14 protein-coding genes are annotated in these 13,935 nt (G+C 41.4%); 8 read left to right on the top strand and 6 right to left on the bottom strand.

Annotation, left to right across the window (positions count from 1 at the left end; translation table 11 throughout):
• Positions 1–519 precede the first annotated feature (519 nt).
• The 4 genes from QNI15_RS35685 (at position 520) to QNI15_RS35670 (ending at position 3,707) form a co-directional block, all read left to right on the top strand.
• Positions 520–1,293, top strand: coding sequence for a thiazole synthase (locus QNI15_RS35685; RefSeq protein ID WP_314036698.1), 774 nt, complete (start codon positions 520–522; stop codon positions 1,291–1,293).
• Entirely contained in the window at positions 1,286–2,401 is a 1,116-nt protein-coding gene (gene thiH / locus QNI15_RS35680) for a 2-iminoacetate synthase ThiH (protein ID WP_314036696.1), read from the top strand. Before QNI15_RS35685 ends, thiH begins: the two co-directional genes overlap by 8 nt.
• A 27-nt stretch (positions 2,402–2,428) precedes the next feature.
• A complete protein-coding gene (locus tag QNI15_RS35675; RefSeq protein WP_314036694.1) occupies positions 2,429–3,148 on the top strand; it encodes a HesA/MoeB/ThiF family protein in 720 nt (239 codons plus the stop codon).
• A 148-nt stretch (positions 3,149–3,296) separates the two neighbouring features.
• Positions 3,297–3,707: a hypothetical protein gene (locus tag QNI15_RS35670; protein WP_314036692.1), complete on the top strand. Its 411-nt coding sequence runs from the start codon at positions 3,297–3,299 to the stop codon at positions 3,705–3,707.
• A 182-nt stretch (positions 3,708–3,889) separates the two neighbouring features.
• On the opposite strand, the gene QNI15_RS35665 is transcribed toward QNI15_RS35670, so the two are convergent.
• A complete protein-coding gene (locus tag QNI15_RS35665; protein WP_314036690.1) occupies positions 3,890–4,585 on the bottom strand; it encodes a hypothetical protein in 696 nt (231 codons plus the stop codon).
• 366 nt (positions 4,586–4,951) lie between these two features.
• Here QNI15_RS35665 and QNI15_RS35660 point away from each other — a divergent pair, with 366 nt between their 5' ends.
• From QNI15_RS35660 to QNI15_RS35645, 4 genes are all read left to right on the top strand, one after another.
• On the top strand, positions 4,952–5,176 hold the full coding sequence (locus QNI15_RS35660) for a DUF2798 domain-containing protein (RefSeq protein ID WP_314036688.1): 225 nt from the start codon (positions 4,952–4,954) through the stop codon (positions 5,174–5,176).
• Positions 5,177–5,383: 207 nt separating this feature from the next.
• Positions 5,384–5,956 (top strand): Crp/Fnr family transcriptional regulator, encoded by a 573-nt coding sequence (locus QNI15_RS35655; protein ID WP_314036686.1) that lies wholly within the window; start codon positions 5,384–5,386, stop codon positions 5,954–5,956.
• Between the two features lie 106 nt (positions 5,957–6,062).
• Positions 6,063–6,521 carry a gamma-glutamylcyclotransferase family protein gene (locus tag QNI15_RS35650; RefSeq protein WP_314036684.1) on the top strand — a complete coding sequence of 153 codons (459 nt, stop codon included), beginning with the start codon at positions 6,063–6,065 and terminating at the stop codon, positions 6,519–6,521.
• Positions 6,522–7,001: 480 nt separating this feature from the next.
• The gene (locus QNI15_RS35645) at positions 7,002–7,148 is read left to right on the top strand and encodes a hypothetical protein (RefSeq protein WP_314003501.1); all 147 of its coding nucleotides are present in this window, start codon (positions 7,002–7,004) and stop codon (positions 7,146–7,148) included.
• Between the two features lie 200 nt (positions 7,149–7,348).
• On the opposite strand, the gene QNI15_RS35640 is transcribed toward QNI15_RS35645, so the two are convergent.
• The 5 genes from QNI15_RS35640 to QNI15_RS35620 all read right to left on the bottom strand — a co-directional run bounded on the left by QNI15_RS35640 (position 7,349) and on the right by QNI15_RS35620 (position 13,758).
• Entirely contained in the window at positions 7,349–9,904 is a 2,556-nt protein-coding gene (locus tag QNI15_RS35640; protein ID WP_314036682.1) for a phosphocholine-specific phospholipase C, read from the bottom strand.
• Positions 9,905–10,059: 155 nt separating this feature from the next.
• Positions 10,060–11,409: a M28 family metallopeptidase gene (locus QNI15_RS35635; protein ID WP_314036680.1), complete on the bottom strand. Its 1,350-nt coding sequence runs from the start codon at positions 11,407–11,409 to the stop codon at positions 10,060–10,062.
• 74 nt (positions 11,410–11,483) lie between these two features.
• A complete protein-coding gene (locus QNI15_RS35630; RefSeq protein ID WP_314036678.1) occupies positions 11,484–12,056 on the bottom strand; it encodes a cysteine hydrolase family protein in 573 nt (190 codons plus the stop codon).
• A gap of 35 nt (positions 12,057–12,091) precedes the next feature.
• The gene (locus QNI15_RS35625) at positions 12,092–12,658 is read right to left on the bottom strand and encodes a MarC family protein (RefSeq protein WP_313989406.1); all 567 of its coding nucleotides are present in this window, start codon (positions 12,656–12,658) and stop codon (positions 12,092–12,094) included.
• A 44-nt stretch (positions 12,659–12,702) separates the two neighbouring features.
• Positions 12,703–13,758, bottom strand: coding sequence for an aminotransferase class V-fold PLP-dependent enzyme (locus tag QNI15_RS35620; protein WP_314036676.1), 1,056 nt, complete (start codon positions 13,756–13,758; stop codon positions 12,703–12,705).
• Positions 13,759–13,935: the final 177 nt, after the last annotated feature.

The raw sequence follows: 13,935 nt of genomic DNA, 5'->3' as shown, positions 1-13,935 counted from the left end.
GGTCGCCGGTCTTGCCACGAGCTCCTTTCAGGAGGACAAAAAAAGAGGCAGTAATTATTTCAGGAAGACAGAGAAGGGATGAACTTTTCAGAAGGAAAAAGCAGAGTTAATATTTAATACAAAGAAGTTACAAAGAGAGTTATGATCACTTCAATCGTGTGTGGTCGTGGAGGTGCGTAGGGAATCTTTTCTCCGCAAGGTTGGCCTTTGGCCTTGCGGGAGGAAGGATCGGAGAAAAGTGACTTTTTTGCGGCTGGCACACATGCTGGCCCAACAAATTCTCATTTGTTGTCCTCTTTTGGGCAAGCAAAAAAGTGACAGGGCGGTAAGAAGAGATATGTTTTGGACTTTAAAACAATATGAATACAAGCAAGCAAAAAATGAAGGGGCCGCAAGAAAAATGATGATAGTGACAATAAAGAAACTTAGGAATACTAGGCTCTTTTGGATAAATAAACAAAGCAAAATGTAGAAAAGTACTCAGAGAACTTAGTATCACATTAACGTAAACAAAAAGCAATGAAAAACCCACTTACCATAGCAGGAAAAACCTTTTCCTCCCGCCTCTTTCTAGGCACCGGAAAATTCGCCTCTGCCCAACAAATGCAGGATGCCATATTGGCATCAGGCACAGAACTCGTCACGGTAGCGCTGAAACGGGTTGATGTTCATAATCCCCAGGATCGCTTACTGGATCACCTGAAACATCCCAGAATCAATCTGCTACCCAATACATCCGGTGTACGCAATGCACGGGAAGCCGTATTTGCAGCCCAACTGGCACGTGAAGCCTTGGAAACCAATTGGGTAAAGTTGGAAATACATCCCGATCCACGGTACCTGATGCCCGATCCGATAGAAACCCTTAAAGCCACTGAAGAACTGGCCAAACTAGGTTTTATTGTATTGCCATACATTCATGCAGATCCGGTTTTATGCAAACGACTGGAAGAAGTAGGTACAGCAGCTGTGATGCCTCTCGGTTCGCCCATTGGTAGCAACAAGGGACTAAGAACCCTGGACTTTCTTGAAATCATCATCGAACAAAGCAATGTTCCAGTCATTATTGATGCAGGTATTGGAGCGCCTTCCGATGCAGCCAAAGCTATGGAACTGGGCGCAGATGCAGTACTGGTTAATACAGCCATTGCAGCTTCTGAAAATCCGGTTCAGATGGCAACAGCCTTTAAAATAGCTACCGAATGTGGCCGTATAGCCCATGATGCCTGTCTGGCCAAATTGGTGACTCATGCAATAGCTTCCAGCCCTTTAACTGCTTTTTTAGATGACTAACTTTCAGACTCTTTTTGACAAACAGGACTGGGAACAGGTAAAATCGTCTATCTATGCCAAGACAGAGACAGATGTAGAAAAAGCATTGTCCTCCTCAAAGCGCACACTGGAAGACTTTAAAGCACTGATTTCGCCTGCTGCTCTCCCCTATCTGGAATCCATGGCACGGTTAAGTCGTCAAACCACTCTGAAACGGTTTGGTAAGACAATTCAACTCTTTGCCCCTATGTATTTAAGCAATGAGTGTCAGAATATCTGTACCTATTGTGGCTTTAGCTTTGACAACAAAGTAAAACGACGTACCCTTACGGATGAAGAAATTCTTCAGGAAGCATCTGTAATAAAACAGATGGGGTTTGATCATATTCTGCTTGTAACAGGGGAAGCCAATCATACCGTACATGTGGACTATTTCAAAAATGCCATTCGTCTGCTTCGTCCCCACTTTGCCAATATCTCCATTGAGGTACAACCCCTGGAGCAGCATGAATACGAAGCATTGATTCCGGAAGGATTGTATTCGGTACTTGTCTATCAGGAAACCTATCACAAAGAGCGATATAAAACGTATCATCCTAAAGGCAAGAAGGCAAATTTCTACTATCGCTTAGAGACACCAGACAGATTGGGTAAAGCACAGATTCATAAAATTGGACTGGGAGCTTTACTAGGCCTGGAAGACTGGCGTACAGATTCGTTTTTTTGTGCCTTTCATCTGGACTACCTGCAAAAAACCTACTGGCAAACAAAGTACTCTGTCTCGTTTCCACGCATCCGTCCGGCAGAAGGTATTACCGCCCCGGAATATATTATTACAGACCGCGAACTGGTTCAGTTGATCTGTGCCTATCGGCTTTTTAGTGAAGAGGTAGAACTCTCTATGTCTACACGAGAGTCAGAGAAGTTTCGGAATCATATCCTTTCACTGGGGATTACAACCATCAGTGCAGGTTCCAAAACCAATCCGGGTGGGTATGCAGTAGAACCAGACACACTGGAACAATTTGAAATCTCAGACGAACGTAGTCCTCAGGAAATGGCACAGGTCATTACAGACCAGGGCTATGAACCAGTGTGGAAAGACTGGGATAGAAGTTACTGGGGATAATGGATAGATTAACATCACATCATACATATGAAAAACTTTGAACGCGACGAACTTATTCGCTATAGTCGCCAGCTAATGTTGCCAGAGGTAGGCATCGAAGGACAGGAAAAACTTAAGACAGCCCGGATACTGGTCATAGGTGCAGGAGGGTTAGGCTGCCCCATTCTCCAATATCTAACAGCGGCAGGTGTAGGTACTATTGGCATTGTTGACTTTGATAAAGTAGAACTACACAATCTCCATCGGCAGATTCTGTATCATACAGAAGATATAGGTAAACTCAAAGCTGAGGTGGCAGCCCAAAAACTGCAGACACAAAATCCATATGTCCGCTTTGACGTTCATCCAGTCATGATCCATGAAGAAAATGCAGAAGATCTTATCTCCGTCTATGATCTGGTAATTGATGGTTCTGATAACTTTCACACCCGCTATCTGGTCAATGATACCTGTGTGAAATATAACAAACCCTTGGTATACGGAAGTATCTTCAAATTTGAAGGTCAACTGGCTGTGTTTAATTACCAGGGTGGTAAAAATCTGCGTGACATTTATCCGGAACCACCCAATCCCGAAGATGTACCTAATTGCAGTGAAGTAGGTGTCATAGGTGTTCTACCTGGTGTGATAGGTACACTTATGGCCAATCAGGTAATACGGCTTATTACAGGATTTGGTAAAGTATCCGACGACCTGACCATTTTCAATCTGTTACAGGATACGTTTACCAAACTAACTTTAGTTTAATAATACTTTATATTTCTTACGAGGCTTGTAAGCTATTTCAACATCAAAGAAGGATTGAGATAGAAAACTTTTCAAAACCTACTGACATAGGGCTGTCAACAGGAGGACTATTTTTGAGTCATCAAACTCTTTACTACGCCTGAACCGTATGGAAACCCAACGTATCAATGACCAGCTTGTGCCTGTTTTGTTTATCGAAACCCATGCTGAATTACTCCTGAAACGACTTGATCAGCTGTTTCCCTATACTCTAACCCAAGCAGGTACAAAAAACGCAACCCAAATGTTGACAGACTGTGCTGAAAAGCTGGAACTGGCATTCGGAAAAACGACTCCCCCTCGTCCCTTTTCCCAACTTTCGATGGGGCGTTTTTTTAAATCTGAGCAATCCTTACACTCTAACAGTCCTAAAGACTTTCATCAGGAGAAACTGCGATTAATGCAGCTTATTCGCCATTTTGTAATGGATGCTCCAGCCAGAGCCACCTCACACCAAATGGAATGTGAGGCATTTGCCTATCAGTATCTGGATACTCATTTAACACATTTTGGCGTTTGAAACTATTTACGATAACAAGGTAGTGTTTCTAACTAAGCATTGTCGATGCGCACCTACAGATTTAGGGAAGATTTTTCTAAACCTTCCCTAAATCAAACTCCTAAAATCTGGGTGCTTCGTTCAACAATGAGTATGTCAAGTTATTATCTACAGGTATGAATTACCTGCCAAACAAGGCTACACTAGTAACGCCCTGAGTTTTCTTTCATCACTGCCTGTGAAGGATTTCGCTTTAGACCCTCTTCAAAACTTACCCTTAGATTGCTCATTGGTTCTGATATTCCATCGCCGTCTTTAAAAACCCGGGTCGATCCGATGTCAATCAAATCATTATTGGGATCATTTTTATCTTTCATATAAAACGCATATTGAAAGTTTTTGATACCTGTATCCGTATATTCACCAGAATAAATGGTCAGAATCACCGAAGTTGCACCTGTGCTGGAAGTAGTATGTTCTTCCGAAAAAACAGAGAAAACGTTTTTGTTTCCAGAGATGAACGAGCCTTTTCCAATACCTTCACTTAGGAGTTCCCCTTTCCTATTATACCCACGAAAACTTGTCTTTACGGCTAGTGTAGTTTGGTCTTGTTCATAAAACTGATAACGATAATCCGCATATATCTCACCAATTTCATCATCTTCAATGGTACTTCCTGACAATACGTTGTCGCTAAACAAATAAATACCTTCGATTTGGGGTGGGGTTTTGCCTTCGTAAATAGTCATTCCTTGTTTACGAATGGTTGAGATGACCTCAGCAGGTACTATATTGTTAATTTCTTCAGAGAATCCCCCATTAGGGTCATCCTTCTTACAACTAAAAGTGAAACTACCTACTGTTAAAATAAACAAGAACAATTTCTTTGAAGTTTTCATAATTGTCTGAATGATAGAGTTATAAATGGTTATGATTATTAGTAAGTAATCTTCCATTCTTTGTAACCTATCCATATGCTTATTTCTTCAGGTACGTACTAAGGATGCAACATAACATGGCATTCTATGCAATAGCTTGAAAAAGGACTTCTTTCATAAATCAGACTACCGAATTACTTAGATTTTAAAGTAAACAGTGTAGAAACGAAAGATTTTTAATGTTAAGAGAGTTACTCTTCCCGGCAAAGTAGAGTCTCTTCTAAAATTGTATCCATTACAGCAGACGCTGTAATTTATTGATCTGGGTCAAAGGTTTGCATTTTTCTTCTTCCCAATTTTGCTCCGTTAAACAAACACAGTTATACAATGAAAAAGAAGCATTTCAAGTACATCAACACACTTTTGGTTGTAGTGCCTATGACATTGATCATGGCGTTTGTAGGTCTGATGCGTACCTACGGATTTGGCGAAAACTGGCACATCCGGTTTTTCAATACCTGGATTATCATGGCTCCCGTAGCTTATGTATCTGCTTTTCTGATTATTCCTAATGCCCGGAAACTGGCTGAAAAAATTGCGATAAGAGAATAGTCGGCAATCAATCCAATATAAGCGACACATCAAAGAGAACAGATTCCAACGATAGATCTGCCGACTGTCTTACACATTTTAAGACAGTCTTTTCTCTTTATTCGTCAAATGTTTATCCCCTCGTCAATTCCTCTCGCCAAAGAAACCTTTGTATAACTTTGTGCTGATTAAAGGGTAATGGCTTACTTTTGCATTATACCTGATGCTATGAGTAAAACCCAGCTTGCCCACTATATTCGTACAATCATTTCGGTTTCAGAAAAAGAGTTAGATTATATTCTCGCTTACTTTCATCCGTTGAAACCTGTCAAAAATGAGATTCTGATTCCATCAGGACAAGTAAACCAACGTATGTTTTTTATTAACAAAGGTTGTTTGCGTATCTTTTTCATTCAGCCCGATGGACAGGAAGCTACCCGGTATCTTGCATTTGAAAATAAGTTTGCCACAGCACTCAGCAGTTTCATTACCGAAGAACCTTCTCTGGAATCTATTCAGGCTCTGGAACATACTGAAGTTTTGTATATCAGTCGTACCGATTTTTATCACTTGCTGGAACATATCCCGGTTTGGGAAAAATTTTATCGTAGTTACCTGGAGAGAGCCTATGTCCACAATACTCAAAGACTGATGAGCTTTGTCACTATGACTGCGAAAGAACGCTATAAACAACTTCTGGAAGAAAATCCCATTATTGTACAGCGTTTACCCAATAAAGTAGTAGCCTCGTATCTTAATCTCTCTCAGGAAACACTAAGTCGACTCAAATCCAAAGTATAAACGTGATACTATCTCAGGAATAGATCTTGTAATATAACTTGTTAGCAGAACATACTGTTTACTACCAGATGATAGAATACTATAGAGAAACAACAAACCATAGCCTATGCAATCGGATAAACTAATTAACGAACTGAATAATAAAAAGAACATCCAGACTGTAAGTGCAGAGACACTTGGTAGTCTGGATCTCACTGAAGTTGAAAGAAACTTTCTAAAGACCTATAGACCTGAAAAATCATTGATTGTTTATGGTACACTGGCTCCAGATAAACCCAATCACCATATAGTACAACATATTCAGGGAAGATGGCAGAAAGGAACTATCCGAGGAAAATTATACAATGAAGGCTGGGGAGCAGTGCAAGGGTATCCGGGCTTTAAACATGTAGGGATAGAAGAGCAACAAGAGATAAACGTATATGTTCTTTCATCAGATGAATTAGTTAAAAACTGGGCAGCGTTGGATGAATTTGAAGGTGAAGAATACAGACGACTATTAGCCCAATTTGAATTGGAAACCGGAGAGACAGGGGTAGGTTTTATTTATGCCATCAATGAATAAACTTATTTGTTGATCGCATATGTTTTTGAAAAGAGTATAGTCTCTTGGTTTGTATAGAATACTTACTTTTAAGTCTCTCTCAACCTTTATTTCTTTATTTTCCTAATCATTATACTTTCACCAGCTTCTTCATTTTTTTCATGATCTCTTCCTGCGTTGGTTTAAAGTCCAGAACATATCTCTTCTTATCGCCCTGTCACTTTTGTGCTTATCTTTTCCTAGGTTTGTTTATAGTCCCTTACTTCATTCTTCCACAGGCCTCTTCATTTTTTGCTTGCCCAAAAAACGAAGCAAAAAAGGGCAAAAAATTCCAAAGCTTCGCCCCGCAGGGCTAACGCTAGGCCCGCGGAATTTTTATCCTCACGCACCTACACTACCTCACACGATTGAAGTGACCAGAAATCCCTTTGTGTCCATGTGATAGTTGAGTTATAAGACAAAGCCTACAATTATCTTATAGATGATACAAAGAGAGTTGTGATGACTATAATCGTGGAAGGTCGTAACTGTGCGCTGGCAATCTTTCTGCCGCGAGGAAAGCCCATGGCTTTGCGGGTGGGAGGTTCGGCAGAAAGTGCCCTTTTTGGGTTACTTTTTTGGGCAAGCAAAAAAGTGACAGGACGGTAAGAAGAGATATGTTCTGGACTTTAAACCAACTTTGAAAATGAACAAGCGAAAAATGAAGAAGCTATAAGAAAAGTGCTGGAATCTGAGAAGAAAAAGAAAGCTTTCTCAAAAATTAACCCAAGCCCATACTTCTCAAAAGTATAGGCTTGGGTTTTATTCTTATTCAAGATTCGAAACGAACCTGTTTGGTATACTTTTGCTTACGATACTACTACACGTCCCATCAATGGATCAGTTTGTGAAGGCTTTCCAGTTTCAACTCTTCCGGCATAGCGTTTCTCAAACACACCATTACCAGCAATACGCACGCTGAAGTCGTACCAGCCAAAACTTTTGCTCAAATCTAATACAACGACTGCTTTTCCTTTTTTGGAGCTACTTACTTCCAGCGCTTGCGTTTTTGTTGTACCCGAGTAGGAATTATCTTTTATCTCTACCAGATAAGAATGACTCTTATCCAGATTGCTCAACACAATCTCCACATTACCAGTCAACAGGTTAGCTCCCTGACGCTGATAGGCACACTGTATATCCAGTAAGGGATCATTGGCGTTACCAGAAAATTGCCGGAAAAAGCCATTTGGTCCATATACCTGAAGCTGGTATTTCTGATTGTCAAAGTCTGTCAATGACCAGGTATCTGTAAGCTTATCTCCTGCTTTAACAGCATAATTTCTGGGCAAAGCATCTGGGTTAGTCAGACCAGAGGCATACACATAAAAAGGAACACCTGCGGATGCAGTCCCAAAAATCTCCTTCCGGGCGTCAAACGTTATCTGTACAGATTTCTTTTCAGCTACTAACTGGCTATCACTATATATCTGATACGGTAAGGCACAAGATGGACGGATACCTTTCTCCTGCTTAATCATCCAATCCGAACCAGCAGAATTTTGATTGATCTGTTGGATCTCTTCTGGTGTGAGTTGTTTAAAATCAGAAGGTAGCTTTTTGAATCGGGCTTTGTGTATTCCTTCAATGACAGTATCTTTTTCCAGGAAAGCAGGCATTGTCATTTTTTCTCCGTTGTATGGCCGGAATACGGAAGTCAGATCTCCACATACAGTGCGTCTCCAGGCACTGATATTGGTTTCTTCAATTTTCTTTCCTGTCTTATGGCTCAGGAACTTCTCAAGAAATTGTAACACAGACGTATGATCAAATACCTGAGAGTTTACCCACCCTCCCCGACTCCAGGGAGAAGCAATAACCAGTGGCACTCTAAATCCTAAGCCAATAGGTCCGTCCCGACCATCCCGTTTGGCGTTTTTGCTTTTACGTTGTAACTCCTGCTCCATAGTTACATGCTCTACCCGTGTATCAATGCCATTGGAAACCAGCCCCGTTTGTTGCTTATCAGGATGTGGTGGTACAAAAGGAGGCACGTGGTCGAAATATCCATCATTTTCATCATATGCCAGAATGAAAATAGTTTTCTTCCACACCTCAGGATCGTTGGTCAGAATGTCCATCACCTCTGATACATACCAGGCTCCATACCACGGCGCGCCAGGGTGATCCGAAAAATTCTCAGGTGCTACAATCCACGAAACGGTTGGCAACTGTTTGTTCTTTACGTCTTCCCGAAACTGGTACAATGTATCCCCTTTCGGCATCTGCACTTCCCGATCCACATCTCCATCCTTGTATTTCAGTGTGGTCAATTCACGGTAATGAGGATCTTTGCGATTAGTGGTAAAAGCCTTTTCGTGCAGATTCTTTTCCCGCTGACTTAATTTGGCATATCCTTCTGGTGTCCATTGTTTCAGCTCTTCTTTTACAATGGGCAACCAATGCTTTTTTTCCTCCAGCTTCTTTTGTACTTCTTCGGTTTCCTTACCCGTAGCAGGAAGTGACTGAAGTTTTGCTTCCAATGCCTTGATTTCTTCTGGCAGTACTTTCTCCTGTTTTTGCAGGTAACGGTAAAATTCCGGAGAGTACTTTACATGGTATTGGGTAAACCATTCAATTGGGTTATCTGTAAAATTAGCCAGCCAGGCATCTTCTTCACCCGTAAAACCTGTTGGCAGGCTGATCTCATTCTGATAGATCTTCCAGGAAATGCCATTATCTTCCAAACGTTCCGGAAAGGTAGTCCAGTTGGCAGGCACCCCATAATCTACATCTTCATTGCGTACATTCGCTTTCACAGCCATGTCCGGCTTTTCGCGGATTGTCCCTGTCCACAAATACAAACGATTGGGGGTTGTTCCTGTCAGTGAGGAACAAAAATTCTGATCACAAACCGTAAAGGCATCTGCCAGCGAATAATAGAAAGGAATATCTTCACGGGTATAGTGCCCCATAGTAAGAGGCATCTGAGCATATTCTTTATTTCCCGATGGCTTAGCAGTAAGCCATTTGTCATATTTACCTCCATTGCGTGCATCTACCTGATCTGTCCATGAATGTGGCAATGAACTCATCCAGGTAGCTTTGGTATCTTTTATATTCAGGCGGAACGGAGCAAAAGTTTGTCCGGCAACATTGGTTTGCAACCATACCAGATTTTTGTTGGGCAACCGGATAGCTCTGGGATCGTTAAAGCCCCGTACTCCCTGCAGAGTTCCATAGGCATGATCAAACGAACGGTTTTCCTGCATCAGAATGACAATATGTTCGGCATCCAGGTAAGTGCTTCCTGCTTTGGGGTCAATCGCAAAAGCTTTCTGAATCGAGGCAGGTAAGACACTCCAAAGTCCGGCACCTCCAGACAATAAAGCGGCTTTCTTGAGAAACTCTCGGCGGGTATCCATTTTCTTGGTTCTAAAATAGGTTGTCTGTATAGATGATGGTATGTAAAGTCTTACTCAAAGATAGAGCAACATCCGGCTCCCATACATCACTCCATCGGAATTTAACAGAAAGTTAATACTTCTGAGAGTTTCTCACAGCAGAAACATCGGTTTTATTAACGTTTGGGTAAAGGAATTACCGGCAAACTTTCATTTCCACTTTCACTGACGGCCTGCACAGCAAAGAAGTAATTGTCTTTTGAATAGGGCAATGCTAGCTTCAGTTCAGTAGTAAAAAATTTCTTTTGCCAGAATGGCTGATACGTTTCCCGCATCAATACGTAATAGCCTTTGGGTTTACCCGCTTCCGGAGCTTGCCAGGTTAACGTAGTAGAATTAGACAAACCACTTACCTCAATTAGTACCTCCCGTGGCATTCCGGGTGACTTGGCCAGATTGGCAAGATTAGCCAGATTGATACAGGTGTTTTTTCGCAGGTATTCAAAATCCATAAACTTGCTAAAGTCCCCATATTCCACTCCCTTTTCTGTACGCAAGTCCTGGTGCTGATGCAGAAAGTTTTCGTTCATCTCAGAGAATCTAACTGCGGCAAACCCTTTTGTAACAAATGGTGTATGATCTCCACCACGCAAGAAACGGTCGTTACGATACACCATCACTACCTCCAGATTTTCTACATACCGCTCTCCTACTTCCTTTACATACCGGGCTAGCTGACGGGCTTTGCCATCATTTTCCAATCCATACTGGCGGATATTTGCAGCTTTTTTGTCTATCTCAAAGGCAGGTAGCCCTTCACTAAATACACGTAGCCGGGTATTATCAATGATATTTGTCTCATTGCTGTTATTAGAACCCATAATATCATTATTCAATACTGCTTCTATATTCCATTTTTCAGTCACAGCTTTTTCTGCCAGATGCTCTGCCCCCAGTAAACCCTGTTCTTCCCCACTCACTGCGACAAAGATAATCGTAGCTGAAAATTTAGACTTAGCCAGTATACGGGCCAACTCAATCACAGCAGCCGTACCACTGCCATCATCGTTGGCTCCAGGAGCATCAGCTGTACGGTTCATTACATCTGTGACCCGACTGTCAATATGCCCGCTCACAATAAAGATCCGGTTATCGGATGGGTCTGTTCCCTTAAGGGTTGCCATCACATTACCAATCTCCTGGTCTTTGTCTACCCTCTTCCCATCGGCTTTGAGTGTCCAAGTATCAATCATAGCCGTAATCCGACCTTCTGACTGGCTGGCAAATTGCTGAAACTTGCTAAGCACCCATTGTCTGGAAGCACCAATGCCTTTCTTTTTATCGTTTGTGACACTCATGGTATGTCGTGTTCCAAAGCTAACCAGCTTGTTTACATAGGCCTGAAGGGAATCCCTGGATACCTGGCTGACCAATGCAGCAATTTCAGGATCTCGGGTAATGATTTGCTGGGAAAAAGAGGAATAAAAGCTCAGAAGCAATACAATCTGTAATGCGTATTTTTTCATCAGTATGGTTAGGTTTCAGGTAATGAGGTAATGATTACTTGTATCAGGACTTTAGAGGTATATAGTATCTAATCTCACGATTGGTAGAGTTCAGGTAGTTTTGATAATAATTCTTCTGTACTTATAATTGTCGCATATTCTCCCTGCATATTGGCCAGACTGATGGTGTGCACCAACTCAGAATCATACACCTGACCATCCAGCCCTTTTTTATTAAAAGTAGCCACTCCATCAGAAATTACCCAAACGGCGTATCCGGAATCACCTGCCATACGAACAGTAGCTTCTACGGAATTATTGGTAACAAAACCAGTCACCACCAATGTAGAAAACTGATTGCGGGATAGGTATAATTCAAGGTTAGTATTTATAAACGCATTGGTAGTAGACTTTCGTAATACAACTTCGTGTGACAAAGGTTCAAATCCGGGCTTATGCTCATTGCCCACTTTACCAGGATAAAAGGGTGATTGCGGATGTGCTGAGTCATGGTATACATGACAAACAGGCCATTTTTGTTTCCGCCAATGCTCTAATAGTTGCAAAATCCGCCTTTCTGCTTCGGGGTTATTCCGGTTTCCTCCCCAATGGGTTGCCTCATCTATTCCTTTCTGCGCATCAATAATCAGTAAAACAGGTTGATTCATGGTATGGTTTGTAGGGTAAGTAACTTTGTAATCTGTCAGATTCCCAGATTTCCTCTGAAAAGCTTGATGGCAATAGCAATCAGAATAATTCCGAAAACCTTCCGTAACATTTCTGTTCCGGCAGTTCCGAGTTTACGGCCAATCCACTCTGAGCTACGCAAGACCAGATAGACTATGATTAGATTAAGTAATATTCCTGTTAAAATATTGGGAGTCTGGTATTCTGATTTCAAAGAGATGATCGTAGTCATAGTTCCGGCTCCGGCAATCAATGGAAATGCCAGAGGGACAATAGAAGAAGTATTATTGTCTGTATCCGGACGAAAAATATGCCGTCCCAATATCATTTCCATCCCAATCAGAAAGACAATAATAGCTCCGGCAACGGCAAAAGATTGTACATCTACCCCGAAAAGTCTGAGAATAGATTCACCCAGATACAGAAAAACTACCATCAGCAAACCCGCCACCAGGGTAGCTTTCTCAGATTCGATTTTGCCGTTCTTCTTTCGCAGATCAATGACAATAGGAATGGAACCTACAATATCAATTACAGAGAAAAGAATGAGGGTAACTGAAAAAATTTCTTTTAGATTAAACATAAAGAGATAGTTTGTTGAAAAAGTTGGTACAACAATGTAAATGCTTACTTGTCAATATCTTTGAGCAAAGTTTGCAACTGACTAATTTCCTGTTGTGTAATTGCTGGAAAGTTAGCAATACGAAAAGTACTGGATTTCCAGTCACCGTATCCATTACCCAACACAATGCCTTCCTTCTGTGCAGCTTGTTTTATGAAGGTGATTTTATCCTCTGTAGCACCAATCGTAATCACGGTATCCGAACGAACTTGCGGATTCTGTATCAATGGTTTTAGTACAGGATGATTATCAAAGAATGAATACCAATGTATTGCCTGTTGCCGGATTTTGTCGGCAATGCTATCCAGCGGTTCTACTGACTCCAACACCCGCATCAGCAAGTAAATATTCAATACATTGGGAGTATAATGGGTCTGGTACTTCTGTATGTTATCATACATAAACAAGAAGCTATTATAGAACCGTTTATCGCTGATCTTTCTGGCATGTTCCAATGCTTTGGGTGAAACAATCAGTAAACCCATCCCAGCAGGCAGACCCAGGCATTTCTGAACAGAAGCAAACCAGATATCTGCCTCTTCGATTCTGAGTGCCACTCCTCCCAGAGAAGATGTAGCATCTACTGCTAGTAATTTATCAGGATAGGTTGCTCTTACAGATTCAATAAATGCAGCAGGGAGCTGTGTGCCATTGGAAGTCTCATTTTTTGTAAGGCAGATCACATCACATTCTTCTGGAACCTCTGTTAGTACAGGATTCTGATTGCTGTCAAATGCTTGAAAAGTAGCCTGCGGAACAATCTTGTGAGCATACTCATACCATTTTTGTCCAAATGCTCCATTATAGTAATGGTGGCTGAACTTTTGGGTAAAGGACTGGGCGATTATCTCCCAGGATTCCGTAGCCGAAGAGACAAACACCACAGAATAGGTTTCTGGAATGTTGAGTTTTGCCTGTAACAAGCCAAGTGTCTTCTCACAGATCTGCATAAAAGCAGAGCTACGGTGATTGGCACTCAGAATACCAGAATCGTAGGCATCCAGCATGTACTGTCGTACTTGCGGATACACTTTGGAAGGGCCTGGGTAAAAAGTAATCAAATCGTCAAATTTTAAATTAAATAAACTGTATATATTCTCTTGTCTCAATCTACTCTACCCGAGGAAATTTATAAAAGATTGATGATAAGTAAATTGGATCTGTATCCATCTGATAAAAGTTTGAATGCATTCACTAAAGAAATCAATAAAATCCAACGTTAGTCGTTTGAGTCCTAT

The organism is Xanthocytophaga flava, assembly GCF_030068545.1.
GTDB lineage: Bacteria > Bacteroidota > Bacteroidia > Cytophagales > 172606-1 > Xanthocytophaga > Xanthocytophaga flava.
The sequence above is the reverse complement of the archived record's forward strand: the minus strand, read 5'-3'. Positions and strand labels throughout refer to the sequence as shown.